The following is a 16,904-nucleotide window of genomic DNA, read 5'->3' as shown; positions in this document are numbered from 1 at the left end:
AGGCAGGGGTAAGCTACATTGCACTTTGTGCAACCATTTGCCCTCAATGGCTGATGGTTGAGCCGAAATCCAGTGATTTCATTGCACTTTATACAATGAAGGGGAAGGAAAGCCTCATAAACCTGCAATTATGTTGTACAAAGTACAATATGAGAGGTAGTTGAGGCACTAAAATCAAGCCCACCTGCGTTATTTCAAGCAACGGATGGGCAGAAGAAAAAGACTGTCCCTAAGATTTCTGATCTAAGGGACAGTCTTATGGTTTTACTGGCGTGAGTTAGTTCCGCCTGGTAAAGGTAATTATGAGTTAATCAGGTACTGGTTAACCGTAGCCTTAATCAATTCCAAACGGCCGGATTGGTTAACAATGTTGTGGCTGTTCTCAAGCGCGTAAGCTTCAAGCGTCTTGAAGTTTGCTTTGCCGGACACGATATCCGCGCCGATGCCGGATTTGAAGGAAGCGTAACGCGTGTCGAGAATGTTATCGAATACGCGGTCTTCGATCATTTTGGCAGCGACTTGCAAGCCGCGTGCAAAAGAGTCCATACCTGCGATGTGAGAGTACACCACATCGATAGGTTCGAAGGACGTACGGCGAACCTTGGCGTCGAAGTTCACGCCACCGCTGCCGATTCCGCCTTCGTTAAGAAGGATTTCGTACATCGCAAGTGTCGTCGCGTACAGGTCTGTCGGGAACTCGTCGGTATCCCAGCCGAGCAATAGATCGCCTTGGTTCGCATCGATGGAACCAAGAACGCCGTTAATGCGGGCAACGCGAAGCTCGTGCTCGAAAGTGTGACCAGCCAGCGTAGCATGGTTAGCTTCCAGGTTTAATTTGAAATACGGAAGCAGGTCGTATTTTTGCAAGAATGAAAGCGTCGTAGCGGCATCGAAATCGTACTGATGCTTGGATGGCTCTTTCGGCTTAGGCTCGATCAAGAATTGGCCTGTGTAGCCGATTTCTTTGGCATAATCAACTGCCATGTGCAAGAAGCGGGCAAGGTTGTCGAGCTCCAGACCCAGATCCGTGTTCAGCAGTGTTTCATAACCCTCGCGACCGCCCCAGAAAACATAGTTCTCAGAGCCAAGTTCTTTAGCATGATCCAAAGCTTTTTTCACTTGTGCAGCCGCATAAGCAAAAACATCAGCATTGTTAGTCGTAGCAGCACCATGCACGAAACGCGGGTTCGTGAACATGTTCGCTGTGTTCCATAGCAATTTTTTACCTGTAGCTTGCATTTTGTCTTTGATTAGACCTACGATCTCATCCAGGTATTGATTCGTTTCTTGCAGTGTGCTGCCTTCTGGCGCGATGTCGCGGTCATGGAAAGCGAAGTAGTCAACATCAAGAATGTTCAGCAGTTCGAAGCATGCGTCAACGCGCGCTTTTGCCAGCTCCAGGCCGGCGTATTGATCCCAACCACGAACAGCTGTACCGCTGCCGAATGGGTCAGAGCCGTTAGCAGAGAAGGAGTGCCAGTAAGCGATTGCAAAACGCATATGTTCACGCATGGTTTTGCCAAGAATCACTTGGTCAGGGTTATAAAATTTAAATGCCAGCGGGTTCGTCGATGTGCGGCCTTCGTATTTAATTGGTTGGACGTTATCAAAGTAGCTCATGAATTCAGCCTCCAAAAATGAGTTTATAAATGCTTATGCAGTCATCATAGCATCATTCGGAAAGTTTGTAAATTCATTAAACAAACTTAGTTAGTGCGTGAGGATGTCATTCGTGTTAAAATCAGTTCAATTACAAGAAAAGATAAGCTATTGGAGCGGTGTGGGGGCTAGATATGAAACAAACAGGCGATCTGAATTTAGTGAAAAAAATAAATAAATCCATTGTGCTGCACCATATTCGCACAGATTCGCCTATATCCCGCGCACGGATCGCGGAGATTACAGGGCTTACGAAAGCGACGGTATCCAGCCTCGTGAACGAGTTGATTGAAAGCAGCCTAGTCGATGAAATCGGCGCTGGCGAGTCCAGCGGAGGCCGTAAGCCGATGATGCTGCTGTTCAATGGGACGGCAGGATATGCCATCGGTGTCGATCTGGGCGTCCATGATATACTGGCTGTTTTGACAGACTTAACGGGCAAGGTGATCAGCGAAAAAAGAGTACAGCATGACAACGCATCCGTTGAAGCGGTCATTCAGCTTCTGAGGACAACAATCCGCGAGTTGATCGACAGCGCGCCGCAGAGCACCTACGGCATCATAGGCATCGGTATTGGTGTGCCAGGCATCTGCGATGATGACGGAAATCTGCTCTTCGCTCCTAACCTCAGCTGGGAGAACGTGCCACTGCAAAAGGATATCGAGGAAACTTTCCATATTCCTGTCGTTATTGATAATGAAGCGAATGCGGGAGCCGTAGGAGAGAAACAGTTCGGGGCGGGGAAAGACACTGCGAACCTCGTGTACATCTCGATTGGGATCGGGATCGGCGCAGGCATCATTATTAAGGGAGAACTGTACCGTGGAGCGACCGGATTCTCGGGCGAGATCGGGCACATTTCGATCCAGCATGACGGACCGAAGTGCCGCTGCGGCAGCTTAGGCTGTTGGGAGCTGTACGCGTCCGAGCACGCGCTGCTGGAGCAAGCCCGCCTAGAGCTGGGGGAACCCGCTCAGCTGGATAAACTGCTGAGCAAGGCGGAAGCTGGAGATGAGAAGGTCATCGCGCTGTTCGAGCGGCTTGGGTATTACCTCGGCGTTGGTGTCGTTAACATCATTAACGGTTATAACCCCGAGTTCATCATTCTCGGAGGCCGGTTGGCCGGAGCAGAGAAGTGGCTCATGAAGCCGCTGCTTCAGCTGTTAGAGAAACGCTCCTTGCCGCTTCCGCGGAAGCGGCTGAACGTGGAGTTCTCCCAGCTTAGCGACCGTTCAACCGTTCTAGGTGCGGCCTCCTTTGCGGTATCGAAGTTTTTTGCTTCAACGACGGTTTCAATCGATGGTAATTAGTAATTAATGTGGTTAATCATGGATGAGATATATGAAATTGCATTTGACCCCCTATCCGATCTTTTGTAAAATAAGAAGGGTTTTGAAGCCTCTTATGACTGATAATTAAAGGACGGAAATCAACGATGCTTTTACGTTCGCTCGTCGTTTGCTGCTATTTAATGGGTGCTTACTGGGCATCCTATCATTTTCCATCAATGAGGATGGTCTTTTATCCAACGCTGGGTGCTTTCAGCTTCCTGTTCATGCATCGGGTTGATCAAATTAAAGATGTCGGGCGAATTACGATGGGAGCGATTATTGCGGTCACCCTCGGAAGTGTGATGTACAGCATTAGTAACGGTACGCTCTCTTTTTTTCTTACATCCATTATCACGATTTCACTTATTCAAGTGTTTAAATGGAACGCAGCTCCGATCTTGTCGGTGTCGTTCATTCCTTTTTTTGCGCATGCGACTTCGATTTGGGCTCTGCCAATTGCCGTTCTGGTTTCCCTGCTGGGTCTAATCATGTTTGTTTGGCTCATTGGGAAAGTCGAGCAAGTGCCGGTTATCACGAAATGGTCGGACGCTTTGTCGCAGTTTCGCAGCAGACTGAGCAAATTGGCGCCAACACCAACGGCTATCAAAAAAGAACTGTAAACAAATAAAAGCGACCAGCATAAGAACTGCTGTCGCTTTTTCTCGTAGAGGAGACTGAAGTATGAAGCTGCATAAAGGCGAGACGCTGTTTCGCCAAGGGGAATCAGGAGGCTTGTACCGGCTCAAGAGCGGACTGCTCAAAATTGTTCGCGTACATGAAGACGGCCATGCCACACTCGTCAATATCATTGTGCCAGAGGAGACGATTCCTCACCATTCTCTGATTAGCCCCAAGCCCTATTACGGGACGGCGGTTGCTCTAGTGGCAAGTGAGATCGAAACCATTCCATCCGAGGAATGGTACCGTGAGCTGGATCACAACCCTGAGCGCTTCCGAATCATTGCCCAGCAGCTCCAAGAGAAGCTAAGGATGATGCAGCAGCGCATTGATCAATTGACCGAAGTAACACCGACGGTGAAACTGCAAAAGCTAGAGCAGTGGATGCATAGTTACCTAGGCACCACGATTTTAACAGATGTGCTAACACAAGAAGAGATCGGCCAATTGATCGGGCTGCGGCGGGAGACTGTGAACCGGCTCCTGCGGGAGAAAGTTGCTAAATTATAAGCTTCCGGCAGGACCAAAAAACTCAAAGCGTCGATCCTCTTCAGGAATTCCCCACTCGCGCAGGGCGTTGTTGATCGTTTTCATGAAAGGAACAGGACCACAGAAGTAGAAGCTTGCTGCGGACGTTGGCACTACGCTTTGAAGCCAGTCCAGTGTCATGTAACCCTCTCTATGAAAAGTGTTCTCTGCCCGATCCGAAGCTGTTGGCTTATCGTAGCACCAATAAACGTTAAGTGCTGGATGTTGTATGGCGAGCTCTTCAATAGATCCCTTGAAGGCATGATGCTGACCGTTCTGAGCGGCGTGAATGAACGTTACTTGGCGCTCGGGATTCGTGGCAGTTAGTGTTTGCAGCATGCTGACCATCGGTGTCAATCCTACGCCGCCGCTGATAAGCACGACAGGACGGCTATCTTGTTGATCCAACGTGAAGTCTCCAGCTGGTGCAGAGAGCAGTACGGCATCGCCCTCCTTAGTTCCTTGGTGCAGGAACATCGAAACTTTCCCCTCAGGCCGGTCTGCCATCGGATCTTCCCGTTTCACAGAAATTCGGTAGTAGGGCTTTCCTGGAGCGTCGGATAGACTATACTGGCGGATATGGGTGTACGTATCGCCCGGAATCTCAAGCTTGATGCTGATATATTGCCCCGGTTCAAATGTCGGGAGTGGAGCCCCGTCCTCAGGCATAAGATAGAAGGAAGTAATCACATCGCTTTCCTTCACCTTCCGAGCAATTCGAAAACGTTTGAAATCCGACCAGCCGCCCTTTTGAGTTTCGGTTTGGTGATACATATCTGCTTCGACTCCGATAAAAGCATCAGCGATGATGCCATAGGCTTCGGCCCATGCTTGAAGAATCTCTGGCGTAGCCGCATCTCCAAGCACCTCTTGAATGGCGGCAAGGAGATGCTGGCCGACAATCGGGTAATGCTCCGGCTTCACCCCAAGACTGCGGTGTTTATGGGAAATCTGTTTCACTACGGGCAAAATGGCTTCAAGCCGGTCAATGTGCAGCGCAGCCGCGTAAACCGCATTAGCCAAAGCTGTTTGCTGTTTGCCTTGTTTTTGATTAGCATGGTTAAATATGTTGAGCAGTTCCGGGTGTGAAGTGAATAACATTTCGTAGAAGCGTTTCGTAATGGTTGTACCATGTATTTCTAATACGGGAACCGTGGATTTAATGATATTGATCGCATGTTGACTTAGCATAGGGAATCGCCTCACTTCCAAAAGTTTTGGTGGTTATGAGGTAAGTATACGAAAAAGCAAATGGCTGAGATGTGATTGTAATCACATGAAAAGACAACAATCTGTGTCTGTATTCATTTCAATCTTTTTCGCGTTATACTAGAAATGAACAAATTTCCATATCATTATAAGAGACAGGAGTGCATAGATGCCTGACTGGTCTTATCATTCGATATTCAAACCCATTTTGTTTCGTTTGCCGTCTAAGATCGCGAGAGATCTCACTTTACAGACAATGGGCGGTCTAAGCCGCATGCCGGGTGGTACCTTCGTTATCAAAACGATGGGACATTTCGAGCAGTCGACCCTGCTGCAAGACGACATTGCGGGCGTGCCTATTTCGTGCCCCATCGGCTTGAGCGGAGCGCTCGATCCAGAGGGCACCGCGCACAAAGCGTTCGCCCAGCTCGGGATCGGCTTCATCGAGCTCGGCCCCGTCACAGTGCGCGAGGTGCGCTGCGACGCGCCTATCGAGTGCGTGCCGGCGCAGGAAGCCATCGTGTACCCCAATGGCTATGCCAACGCTGGCGCAGATGCGCTCGCCGAGCGGCTGCGCAAGGGCACGGGGCATCGCCTGCCGCACTTCGTGCGGCTGCGAGCGATGCCGGGCAGCACGCCGCGCGAAGCGCTGCTGCAGCAGCAGGAGCTGCTGGAGAAGCTGGCGCCGTGCGCGGCGGGCTTCTACATCGATGGCCTCGCCGAAGGCTGGCCACCGGATGAAGCTTGGGCGTACCTCACGGAGGTACGCCAGCTGGCAGCAGCAGCGGGTAAGCCTGCGCTGCTGTACGTGCCGCCGCAGCTGCCCGAAGGGATGCTGCGGGAACTAACCGCCCAGCTGGCGAGCTGGAGCGGGGTCGTCGTCGGCGAAGCGCTGCGCGAGGAGGGCAGCCACCGCATCCGCGTAGGCGGCGGTGTTGTCCTCAGCGCACAGCTGAGCCTGGTTCGCCGGCTCCGCGCAGCTGGGGCGGCCACGATCGTTGCGGCTGGCGCTGCCAGCCAGCCGCAGGATGCGCTAGAGCTGCTGGCCGCAGGCGCGAATAGCGTGCAGCTGCACAGCGGGCTTGTCTACGCGGGGCCAGGGCTGCCCAAGCGAATGAACGAAGCGATTCTATATGAGCGCATTCGTGAAACAGAGGAGCCGGAGCCGCCGTCGTTTTGGGCGAATTGGGGCTGGATGAGCCTTCTCGGCATTGCCATGATGATCGGCGGTGTGCTGGCTTGGCTGATCGCCTCAACCAGCGTGCTTTTGCCCTATGATGAAACCTTCCTTGGCGTGAGCCGAAGTGTCATAAATCGATTTAATGGGCATATTATACATTTCATGTCCCATGACCGTATTACCTTGGCGGGGACGATGATCTCGCTGGGCATTTTTTATTACCAACTAGCTACACATGGTCTGCGGTTTGGCTTGCACTGGGCCCGCACTGCTCTCCTTGCCTCATGTACAGTAGGGTTCAGCAGCTTTTTCCTGTATCTCGGCTACGGCTATTTCGATCCACTGCATGCTATCGCGGCCGCTGTGCTGCTTCCCATGCTGCTTCTCACTTTGCGCGGATTGAAAGATTACCCTTCGCGAAAGCCGCCGGGCTTACGCAATGACGCGGTCTGGCGCAGAGCCCAGTGGGGGCAATGCTGCTTTGTCGTGCTTGGATTTGGTCTGGGGATTGGCGGGCTGATCATTGCTTTCGTCGGGATCACCCAAGTGTTCGTGCCGACCGATTTAGCGTATCTCGGTGTAACCGCTCAGATGCTTGCAGATTGGAATGAGCATCTTATTCCGCTTATTGCGCATGACAGGGCAGGTTTTGGGGGCGCATTATTTTCATTGGCTGTAGCGATTGCAGGTTCGGCTCTCTGGGGAGTGAACCAAGGCGAAAGCTGGCTGTGGTGGACATTTCTATGGGGTGGAATACCAGGTTTTACAGCGGGGTTACTGGTCCATTTTCATATTGGATATACAGATTTCATTCATTTGCTTCCTGTTTACATAGCTGTGCTGCTGTATGGATTTGGCCTATACCTGATGTACCCATATCTGGTTCGGAGGGCAGGTAAAGGGGCGGAATTGCCAGTATCAGCAAGACAAGCGGAGGAACCATTTTAACCTAAAGGCAGGTGCGGCTTGATGGAGAAACTAGCCCTTATTTCAGATATCCATGGCAATATGCCTGCATATGAAGCGGTCATGCACGATATTCAGGAAAGGAATGTGACACAAATCATTTGTCTCGGCGATCTCGTCGGCAAAGGGCCGCATTCCAAACAGGTCGTGGATCGTGTACGGGAAACCTGTGATGTGGTGATCAAAGGAAATTGGGATGATTTCATTGGAAACAAGGTGACGGACCCGATTTTACTTTGGCAGCAGGAACGGTTAGGGAAAGAACGAACGACGTATTTAAAAGAGCTGCCTTTTTCCTATGAATTTTGGATGAGTGGTAAGTTCGTGAGATTGTTCCACGCTTCACCGAGGAGCGTCTACGAACGTATCCAGCCTTGGGATTCTATGGAGAGCCGTATGTCGATGTTCGAATCCTCAGAGGCTTGCGGAGATCCCAGGGAAGCGGATGTGGCAGGCTACGCCGATGTTCACAATGCTTTTTTGCAAATTCTCAAGGGACGGATGCTGTTCAATACCGGCAGCGTAGGCAACCCGCTGGATATGACGCAGGCTTCTTATGTCCTGTTGGAAGGGCATTATCATAGCAAGCAGCCTGGTACGTTTAATCTGCAGCATGTGAGGGTTCCGTACGATATCGAGCTGGCTGTGCAGCATGCGAAGGATGAGCAGATGCTGGATGCCGATGCTTACATTCTGGAGCTGCGAACAGGGCAATACCGGGGACGCAAAAAACCGTAAACGATGTCTCTGTCCTACAACATCCGCAGGGACTACTGTAACGTTGTTTTTCAACGTTACAGCCTGAAAAAGGGCGGCGTTGCCCGCTCTGCGCTGACTATAACGATGTTATACATCGTTAAAGCGGCCACAGCCGCCGCAGGCATGCACTGTCACGTTGTTTTTCAACGTTACAGCCCTGAAAAACAGCGGCAATGCCCGCTCTGCGCTGGCCTCAACGAAATAAAGGAGCTAAGCACATACAAGCCGCTTAGCCCCTAACTAGAGTGTGTTCCAGAAGTGCTGCGATTAGCTGCTTCAGGAACAGACTCTTTTTTGTGTGTCTTTAGAAACTCTTCGCCAAATCCTTGGCCTTAGCAATCGCATCTTCTTTAATTTGCTCCGCTTTATCAGGGAACTGAGCTTGTCCCTCTATGAAAATCCCTTGGAAGTCGGTAATTCCGAAGAAAGACATAATGATGCCAATATAACGATGGCCCATCTCCATAGCAGCTGCCGGGCCTTCCGAATACACGCCGCCTCGGGCTTGGATATGCAGCGCCTTTTTGCCAGGCAATAGGCCGACAGGACCGCTTTCTGTGTATTTGAAGGTTTTACCTGCTGTACACAACGAGTCGAGGTAGGCTTTCATAATAGGAGGAAAGGAAAAGTTCCACATCGGAGTTACAAAAACGTATTTATCCGCGGCAACAAATTGGTCGGTTAATTCACCGAGTCGAGCCACCTTGGCTTGTTCGTCTTTGCTTAGCGAATTGAATTCCTGGCCGCTCCTTAGCTTGCCCCATCCGCTGAACACGTCGGCGTCAATGTGCGGTACCGAGATTTTGTATAAGTCGATTGGGACCACTTCGTCGTTAGGATTCGCTTCCCGATAAGCGTCGATAAAGGCTTTACCTACAGCCATACTGTAGGAAGCCTGATGATCATGAGGGTGTGCGGTAATGTGTAAAATAGTTGCCAAAGTCGGTCATCCTCCTTAAGGTGTTGTGCGCTTTTCAAGCCTTTTTAATGTTCATTAACGGGTAGTAAACTATACGAAGCTAATTATGGATGGAATTTGCATAGGGATGGTTAGCATGACATTCTAAAATTGTAAACCTCTATACATTGAGTGGAAGCCCCTTTTGTTATATGATGAAAGACGGTGCTTTTTGGCCTCAAATTCGTATTAATCAGGATCAACCCAATAAATTCATATAAAGTGAGATGGATGAAATGACGAAACCTAAGGATTTACTCTATAAAATGCCCGCAGAGTGGACAACACATGAACGCACATTTATTTCGTGGCCTGTCCAAGCTTCTATGGTGTACCCGGAAGATCACGCTGTTGTAACGAAGGGCTATGCGGATTTGGCGAAAGCTATTGCTGAGTTCGAGGCTGTGACCATTATTGTCAATCCTGCTGATGCAGAGCGGGTTAAGGCGATGTTTACTGAGCCTAATGTTGATTTCCTAGTGATTGAACATAATGATGCCTGGTTCCGCGACAATGGTCCTACCTTTTTGTTGAATGAACAGCAAGAGATTGCCGCGGTGAATTGGAAATTCAATGCTTGGGGCGGCAAATATGCGCCTTGGGACCTGGATGATAACGTGGCTCCACAAATTCTGGAGCATCATGGCGTGAAGCGTTTTGACGCTCCGTTAGTGATGGAAGGCGGCTCCATTCATGTCGATGGAGAAGGCACGCTTTTGACGACAGAAGAATGCTTGCTTAATACGAACCGTAACCCGGAACTCAGTCGTGAGGCGATTGAAGAGCTTGTTAAGGACTTCGTGAATGTTGAGAAAATCATCTGGCTGAACAAGGGACTTGACGGAGATGAAACGGACGGTCATGTCGATAACATCGCCTGCTTCGCTGCTCCAGGTAAAGTTATTTTGCAAGTATGCAATGACCCTTCCGATGCCAATTATGCCATCACACAGGAAAATCTAGAGATTCTGCGCAATGCGACAGATGCCAAAGGCCGTTCCTTCGAGATTATCCAAATCGAACAGCCACCCCTCACATTTTTTGAAGAGCAGCGTTTAACGCTAAGCTATTTGAACTTTTATTTTGTAAATGGCGGTATCATTTTGCCAGTGTTCGGCGGGACAGCAGCGGAGACGGATCGCAAAGCAGAAGAAGTGCTGAGCGCGGCGTTCCCGGATCGCAGAATTCGCAAAATCAACGGTATGTCGATTATCAAAGAAGGCGGAAACGTCCACTGCACAACGCAACAAATGCCTGCAAGTAAGAAAGGGTGATCCATTGTGAGAAACGTAAAAGTAGCGGCAACGCAAATGAGTTGCACGACAAACATAGATGAAAACATTCGCAAAGCGGAGGTTTTAGTTCGCGAAGCTGCTGCAAAAGGCGCGCAAATTATTTTGATTCAAGAGCTGTTCGAGACGCCGTATTTCTGCCAAAAAGAAAAATCGGATTATTACATTTACGCGACCGAATTGGAGAATAATAAAGCAATCAATTATTTCCGTGAGATTGCCAAAGAGCTTGAGGTAGTGCTGCCGATTTCTTTTTATGAGAAAAAGAATTATGCACGCTACAATTCGCTAGCTGTGATTGATGCCGATGGTCAAGTGCTCGGCACTTACCGCAAGAGTCATATTCCGGACGGTCCGGGGTATGAAGAGAAGTTCTACTTCAATCCTGGCGATACTGGATTCAAAGTGTGGAAAACCCGTTACGCCAAAATAGGCGTAGGCGTTTGTTGGGATCAATGGTACCCGGAAGCAGCGAGAGTGATGGCTTTGATGGGGGCAGAGCTGCTGTTCTACCCAACGGCAATCGGCTCTGAACCGCAGGACGGCTCCATTGATTCGAAAGATCACTGGCAAATGTGCATGCGCGGACACGCCGCATCGAACTTGATGCCGGTTATTGCTTCGAATCGCATTGGTAAAGAAGTGGATGAGGATTCCAGCATCGACTTCTATGGATCATCTTTCATTGCTGGCCCGCAAGGCAACATGATCGAGGAGGCAGGCCGCACGGAAGAGACAGTGCTTGTCGCTGAATTCGACCTGGATCAGTTAGAAATTCAACGGATCGAGTGGGGCATTTTCCGCGACCGTCGTCCGGATCTTTACAAAAAAATTACTACCTACGATGGAGATCAGGTGCTGTAAGTAATGCTGATTCCATTGTTGAAAGGTATTTTACTTGGGCTCTCGATCGCAGCGCCGGTAGGACCTATTGGTATTTTGTGCATTCGAAGAACAATCACATTGGGCCGTTTGCATGGCTTTTTGTCCGGTCTGGGGGCAGCAACAGCAGATGCTTTCTACGGGTTTATCGCCGGATTCGGTCTGACACTTGTCACGAGCTTTCTCCTTGATCAAAAGGTGCTGCTGCAAGCGGTAGGCGGTTTATTCCTGATCTATTTGGGCGCGCAAACCTTTCGTTCTCGGCCTGCTACAGAAGCGGCCAAAGCTTCAGGTGATACGCTGCTCAAATCGTATGCGTCGACCCTCATGCTCACGATCACCAATCCGATGACCATTATGTCTTTCCTCGGCGCTTTTGCTGGTTTAGGCATGGGTGGCGCACAAACCGGCATGGCTGCGGCCATCGCTCTGGTGATTGGCGTATTCGCTGGTTCCGCCTTATGGTGGTTAGCGCTTAGCTTCGTGATTGGGATGTTTCGCGATCGCATGCCTATTTCTGTGTATCGCTGGATTAACCGGATATCGGGTGTCACTTTAACTATATTTGGCCTTGTGGCCATCATCGGGCTGCTCCTAGGGGAGTAGCCTTTTATATTGCAGGTGTGAGAGGACGCGATTTAGCTCATTGCTAGCGTTGTGGTATAATAGTGGCCATAAGAATGGAGTGATCACGAAATGGACGCTTCTAAATATCAAAAGTATTTTAATCCGGAAGATTTCTGGTCCAAACTGAAAAAAGGCGCGAAAAAGGTAGGAAGCAAAGCAGTCTACAGCGGTTTGTTGCTGTACTATGCGGTAGAAAGTCCAAGAACACCGCTCAAAGCTAAAGTACAAATCTACGGGACACTGGGCTATCTCATCCTGCCGCTGGATCTTATCCCGGATTTGCTGCCGATTGTTGGCTATGTCGATGATTTGAGCGCGCTTGGATTAGCTCTCGCTGTTGTCGCGAAGAACATCGATGACGACGTGAAGTTCAAAGCAAAGAGTAAACTGAGGGACTTTTTCGGAGATGAAGCTGTGAAGTCCAAGGATATTATCGATATTGACGGGAAAATCGTAGCTGATCAGGAAAAGAAAGAGGCACCTGAGCAGCACTGAGAGTTCACGTCGCTGTAACAGAATTCGCCCCGCAGTTTACTACTGCGGGGTTAAATACGATAAATTGGATCAAAATACTAAGTAAAGATAGGCGTAAATGTCATTGAAATAGCTTTCGTGGAAGTATATTCGCAGGCTGTAAGGATTATCCTGCAAGGCTTCTTTGCCTTACTTCTTGTCGTATGGCTTATAACTATCATATAATAGTTAAATAAATATTTTATAAAAATGGGTTAGTTTTGATCCAGAAAAGATGTGTGACTAGCTTGCTCCCTGGCTTGCTGTAGCGTCTAACCAAGAACGCCTACATCCTTTCTGCAAATCTTAGGGTATAAGGACGGTTAAAATGAGCAACAGACAAATTGAAACAGATGTTATCTTAATTGGTGCCGGAATCATGAGTGCGACCTTGGGGTCACTGTTGAAAGAGTTAGTGCCGGAATGGAAAATTACAGTGATTGAGAAACTCGCAAGCGCTGGAGAGGAAAGCTCTAACGAATGGAATAACGCGGGAACGGGACATTCTTCATTATGTGAGCTTAACTACACCGTCGAACAAGCGGACGGATCCATAGATATTAGCAAAGCTATCAAAACGAATGAAGAGTTTCAGGTTTCCAAACAGTTCTGGTCTTACTTGGTCAATAGTAATTTGATCCGCAATCCGCAAGACTTTATCGCTCCACTGCCTCATATGAGTCTAGTACAAGGGGCGCAAAATGTAGCATTTTTGAAAAAACGCTTTGAAGCACTGACAAGCAATCCATTGTTCCAAGGAATGGAATTTTCCGATGACCCGTCTAAACTAGCGGAATGGATTCCACTTATTATGAAAGATCGGGAATTGAATGAACCTATCGCAGCAACAAGAATCGAATCGGGCACTGATGTGAACTTTGGCGCATTAACGCGCAACTTGTTTACTCACCTAAAGAGTCAAAACGTCGATATCAAGTTCAAACATAGCGTGGATGATATGAAACGTACGAACGATGGTTCGTGGGAGTTGAAAGTCCGTAATCTCGATAACGGTAACGTCGATCACCATACGGCGAAATTTGTCTTCATCGGCGCAGGTGGAGGAAGTTTGCATTTGCTGCAGAAATCCGGTATCCCTGAAGGAAGAGGGATCGGCGGATTCCCGGTAAGCGGCATATTTATGGTGTGTCAGAAACCGGAAATCGTAGATCAGCATTTTGCAAAAGTATACGGCAAAGCACCAGTGGGTGCTCCTCCGATGTCGGTTCCGCATTTGGACACGAGATTTATCGATAAGAAAAAGTCATTGTTCTTTGGACCGTTCGCTGGCTTCTCACCGAAGTTCTTGAAAACCGGCTCCATGTTTGACTTAATCACTTCCGTAAAAACGGATAACCTCGTAACGATGCTAGCGGCAGGCAGCAAAAACATGTCATTAACCAAATACCTGATCAAGGAAGTTATGTTATCCAAAGAACAGCGTATGGAGGCTTTGCGTGAGTTTGTGCCGAATGCCAAAAGCGAGGATTGGGATTTGGTGGTTGCTGGGCAGCGCGTGCAGGTTATCAAAGATACGGCTGCTGGCAAAGGAACGCTTCAATTTGGTACAGAGCTGGTTAGTGCCGCTGACGGTTCAATCGCAGCTTTGCTAGGCGCTTCTCCAGGGGCATCTACGGCGGTTTCAGTTATGCTTAACTTAATCAAAAAGTGCTTCCCGCAACACGCAAAAGCGTGGGAACCGAAAATCAAAGAGATGATTCCTTCTTTCGGCGTATCCCTTCTGAAAAATCCTGAGCTGATCAAACAAATTGATTCTTCAACAGCACGGGCGCTTGGTCTAGTTGAGAACTTGCCGTTAAAGGTAGCTAGCCGCACCGTATCATAAAGTGACTTAAGGGTTAAGCAGAGGCTTGACCCTTATTTTGTTTTTCTTGATACAGGTCATTAATTGACGCAAGATGTGGGAAATAGCAGAGGGAATCGGCTTTAATTGCAAGGAGTCGGTTCATTTGGTAGCCCTGTTCCTATGGGGTGATCTGATACGATGCCATGCAGTTGCAATAACAGGAAAATCTACCGTTAATCTGCGCTGGCCCGGCCCGAGGAATGCAATAGCAGGAGTAATCGGCGTTAATTTCAGGGAAACGATTCATTCGGTAGCCCACAAGCTCGCAACGTGTTCACCTTCAAATGGGGACGAAAAAAAAGAACCTTTCAAGCCACCTGCGTGGAAGGAAAGGTTCTTCAATATGCTTGGTATGTTTAGCAAGTTACCATCCAGCCGTGCTTATCTGCGATACGGCCATACTGGATGCCTGTGATCGTGTCGTAAAGCTTGTGCACAAGCTCCCCGATCTCGCCATTGTTAATGACCATTGGAGTGTCCTGCCACAGCAGGCTGCCAATAGGCGAGACAACAGCGGCTGTGCCGGTGCCGAAGGCTTCTTCCAGCGTGCCGTTCTCATACGCTTGCACGATTTCGTCGATGGAGATTCTCCGCTCCGTGACGGGGATGCCCCAATCGCTTAGCAAGTGGATGATGCTTTTGCGGGTGATGCCCTCCAAGATGGAGCCGCTGAGGCTTGGCGTGATAACTTCCCCGCCAATTTTGAAAAAGACGTTCATGCTGCCGACTTCCTCTAGGCTTTTCTTATCGATAGCGTCCAGCCATAGCACTTGAGCGCAGTCATGCTCCTTAGCAAGCACTTGCGCCTTCAAGCTGGCTGCGTAGTTGCCAGCAGCTTTGGCACCGCCGGTACCGCCGTGAACGGCTCTTGCATAATGGCTCTCTACGAGGATTTTGACGGGCTGAAGCCCCTCCTCATAGTAAGCGCCAACAGGCGACATAATGACAACGAAGGAGTAGCGCGAAGAAGGGCGGACACCTAGACCGGCTTCTGTAGCAATTACGAAGGGACGAATATAGAGAGAAGCGCCCTGTTTGCTTGGCACCCAGTCAGCATCAACACGAACGAGCTCCTGAATAGCATTTACGATGAATGTCTCATCAATCGGAGGCATATTAAGCCGTTCACTCGAACGGTTAAGTCGTTTGGCATTCTGGTCGGGGCGGAAAATCTGGATCTCGCCGCTTTCGGTCCGAAATGCTTTTAACCCTTCAAAAACAGCTTGCCCATAATGAAAAATCATCGCGGCAGGGTCATAAGACAGCGGAGCATAAGGAATGATCCGCGGATCATGCCAACCTTGTCCTTCCTCGTAGTCCAGCACAAGCATATGGTCAGTAAAGATACGCCCAAAGCCTAAGTCATCCTGGATGCCTGGTTTTGTTTTGAGGTGCGGATTGCGTTCAAATCGAATTTGTCCATACATGGCAAGTAACCACCTTTCGTTTACGATCTTAACCGTTATTCTATACTATAGAAAAATAACAATCATTGATCAATTGTGAAATTTCAATTACGATCATAGTTAATCGCTATGAACGGGGGCCTATGAGATGGATTATCGGTTGTTGGCATACTTTCTGGCCGTTTGTGAAGAATTGCATTTCACGAAAGCCGCCGAGAAGCTGGGGATTAGCCAGCCGACGTTAAGTCAGCAAATTCGCGTCCTAGAGCAGCGGATTGGTTCACCTCTTTTTCAGCGTATCGGCAAAAAGGTTTACGTGACAGAAGCAGGAGAGATTCTGCTTAAACATAGCCGGAATATTTTCCATGAGCTGGACCAAGCACAGGCTGCTTTCAATGAGATCCAAGGCATGCAGCGGGGAAGGCTGCGGGTTGGCTGCTCCGGTAATCATCTGCTGACGGCTACGATTATGGCTTTTCATGCGGAGTATCCGAAAATAGAGCTGTCGGTAGCCGAACTGGCCACCGAAGAAACGATAGAAGGCTTGCTGAATAATCAGCTGGACTTAGGCGTTGTTTTTTTGCCGGAAGAGAATGAGCAGCTTGTTCAGATTCCCTTGTATAACGAAAAACTACTGCTAGTCGTCTCCAAGGATCATCCGTTATCTGGCGCCAAGTCGATTCAGCTAGAGGACCTTGTTCAGCTGCCAGTAGCTATGCTGCCCAAGAAATTTTACGTCCGGTACATGATAGAGGCATGCTGCGAGCAAGCAGATCTGCTATGTAAGCCAGTGTTGGAGTTGTCCACGCTCGAATCTTTACTGCAAATGGCTAAAAATAATGTGTGCGGTGCGGTTTTGCCCGGTTCCTACGTGGCAAGCATTCAGAGCAGCGAGATCCGCTGCATTCCGATTATGAACCCTGTACCACAAAAGGACGTTGGCATCGTTTATCGCAAGGACATGTTCTTGTGCCAGACGACCAAAACCTTCATGAAGCAGGTCACACAGCAATTCCTAAGCGAAAGCAAAGACTTCAGCGCTTGAAATA

At 49.1% G+C, this 16,904-nt stretch carries 15 protein-coding genes; 11 read left to right on the top strand and 4 right to left on the bottom strand.

The annotated features are described in order from the left end of the window. Positions 1 to 300 precede the first annotated feature (300 nt). Complete coding sequence (gene xylA, locus GQF01_RS10605) at positions 301 to 1,620, bottom strand: xylose isomerase (protein WP_161406750.1); 1,320 nt, start codon at positions 1,618 to 1,620, stop codon at positions 301 to 303. Positions 1,621 to 1,793: 173 nt separating this feature from the next. Here xylA and GQF01_RS10600 point away from each other — a divergent pair, with 173 nt between their 5' ends. From GQF01_RS10600 to GQF01_RS10590, 3 genes are all read left to right on the top strand, one after another. Further along, complete coding sequence (locus GQF01_RS10600; RefSeq protein ID WP_161406749.1) at positions 1,794 to 2,969, top strand: ROK family transcriptional regulator; 1,176 nt, start codon at positions 1,794 to 1,796, stop codon at positions 2,967 to 2,969. Between the two features lie 125 nt (positions 2,970 to 3,094). Beyond that, on the top strand, positions 3,095 to 3,610 hold the full coding sequence (locus GQF01_RS10595; RefSeq protein ID WP_161406748.1) for a hypothetical protein: 516 nt from the start codon (positions 3,095 to 3,097) through the stop codon (positions 3,608 to 3,610). A 61-nt stretch (positions 3,611 to 3,671) separates the two neighbouring features. Then, on the top strand, positions 3,672 to 4,178 hold the full coding sequence (locus tag GQF01_RS10590) for a Crp/Fnr family transcriptional regulator (protein WP_161406747.1): 507 nt from the start codon (positions 3,672 to 3,674) through the stop codon (positions 4,176 to 4,178). Here the strand turns inward: GQF01_RS10590 and hmpA are convergent. Further along, positions 4,173 to 5,387 carry an NO-inducible flavohemoprotein gene (gene hmpA, locus GQF01_RS10585; RefSeq protein ID WP_161406746.1) on the bottom strand — a complete coding sequence of 405 codons (1,215 nt, stop codon included), beginning with the start codon at positions 5,385 to 5,387 and terminating at the stop codon, positions 4,173 to 4,175. The two genes, GQF01_RS10590 and hmpA, sit on opposite strands and share 6 nt — an antisense overlap. Before the next feature lie 490 nt (positions 5,388 to 5,877). On the opposite strand from hmpA, the gene GQF01_RS10580 reads away from it, so the two are divergent. Together GQF01_RS10580 and GQF01_RS10575 are read left to right on the top strand one after the other, a co-directional pair. Beyond that, a complete protein-coding gene (locus GQF01_RS10580) occupies positions 5,878 to 7,533 on the top strand; it encodes a dihydroorotate dehydrogenase (protein WP_328803435.1) in 1,656 nt (551 codons plus the stop codon). 21 nt (positions 7,534 to 7,554) lie between these two features. Then, positions 7,555 to 8,289 carry a metallophosphoesterase family protein gene (locus GQF01_RS10575; protein ID WP_161406857.1) on the top strand — a complete coding sequence of 245 codons (735 nt, stop codon included), beginning with the start codon at positions 7,555 to 7,557 and terminating at the stop codon, positions 8,287 to 8,289. Positions 8,290 to 8,614: 325 nt separating this feature from the next. On the opposite strand, the gene GQF01_RS10570 is transcribed toward GQF01_RS10575, so the two are convergent. Then, positions 8,615 to 9,250: an FMN-dependent NADH-azoreductase gene (locus GQF01_RS10570; protein WP_161406744.1), complete on the bottom strand. Its 636-nt coding sequence runs from the start codon at positions 9,248 to 9,250 to the stop codon at positions 8,615 to 8,617. 254 nt (positions 9,251 to 9,504) lie between these two features. On the opposite strand from GQF01_RS10570, the gene GQF01_RS10565 reads away from it, so the two are divergent. The 5 genes from GQF01_RS10565 (at position 9,505) to GQF01_RS10545 (ending at position 14,428) form a co-directional block, all read left to right on the top strand. Then, entirely contained in the window at positions 9,505 to 10,542 is a 1,038-nt protein-coding gene (locus GQF01_RS10565; RefSeq protein ID WP_161406743.1) for an agmatine deiminase family protein, read from the top strand. A 6-nt stretch (positions 10,543 to 10,548) separates the two neighbouring features. After that, a complete protein-coding gene (gene aguB, locus GQF01_RS10560; protein WP_161406742.1) occupies positions 10,549 to 11,424 on the top strand; it encodes an N-carbamoylputrescine amidase in 876 nt (291 codons plus the stop codon). Positions 11,425 to 11,427: 3 nt separating this feature from the next. Further along, positions 11,428 to 12,048: a LysE/ArgO family amino acid transporter gene (locus tag GQF01_RS10555; protein WP_161406741.1), complete on the top strand. Its 621-nt coding sequence runs from the start codon at positions 11,428 to 11,430 to the stop codon at positions 12,046 to 12,048. Between the two features lie 90 nt (positions 12,049 to 12,138). Then, positions 12,139 to 12,564, top strand: coding sequence for a YkvA family protein (locus GQF01_RS10550; RefSeq protein WP_161406740.1), 426 nt, complete (start codon positions 12,139 to 12,141; stop codon positions 12,562 to 12,564). A gap of 346 nt (positions 12,565 to 12,910) precedes the next feature. Continuing rightward, positions 12,911 to 14,428 carry a malate:quinone oxidoreductase gene (locus tag GQF01_RS10545; protein WP_161406739.1) on the top strand — a complete coding sequence of 506 codons (1,518 nt, stop codon included), beginning with the start codon at positions 12,911 to 12,913 and terminating at the stop codon, positions 14,426 to 14,428. Positions 14,429 to 14,805: 377 nt separating this feature from the next. Here the strand turns inward: GQF01_RS10545 and GQF01_RS10540 are convergent, their stop codons facing one another. Beyond that, positions 14,806 to 15,876, bottom strand: coding sequence for a branched-chain amino acid aminotransferase (locus GQF01_RS10540; protein ID WP_161406738.1), 1,071 nt, complete (start codon positions 15,874 to 15,876; stop codon positions 14,806 to 14,808). A 127-nt stretch (positions 15,877 to 16,003) separates the two neighbouring features. On the opposite strand from GQF01_RS10540, the gene GQF01_RS10535 reads away from it, so the two are divergent. Next, complete coding sequence (locus GQF01_RS10535) at positions 16,004 to 16,900, top strand: LysR family transcriptional regulator (protein ID WP_161406737.1); 897 nt, start codon at positions 16,004 to 16,006, stop codon at positions 16,898 to 16,900. The last annotated feature ends 4 nt before the right edge of the window (positions 16,901 to 16,904 follow it).

Origin of the sequence: Paenibacillus silvestris (assembly GCF_009882985.1) — a bacterium.
GTDB lineage: Bacteria > Bacillota > Bacilli > Paenibacillales > NBRC-103111 > Paenibacillus_E > Paenibacillus_E silvestris.
This window is presented reverse-complemented; position numbering and strand designations above follow the sequence as displayed.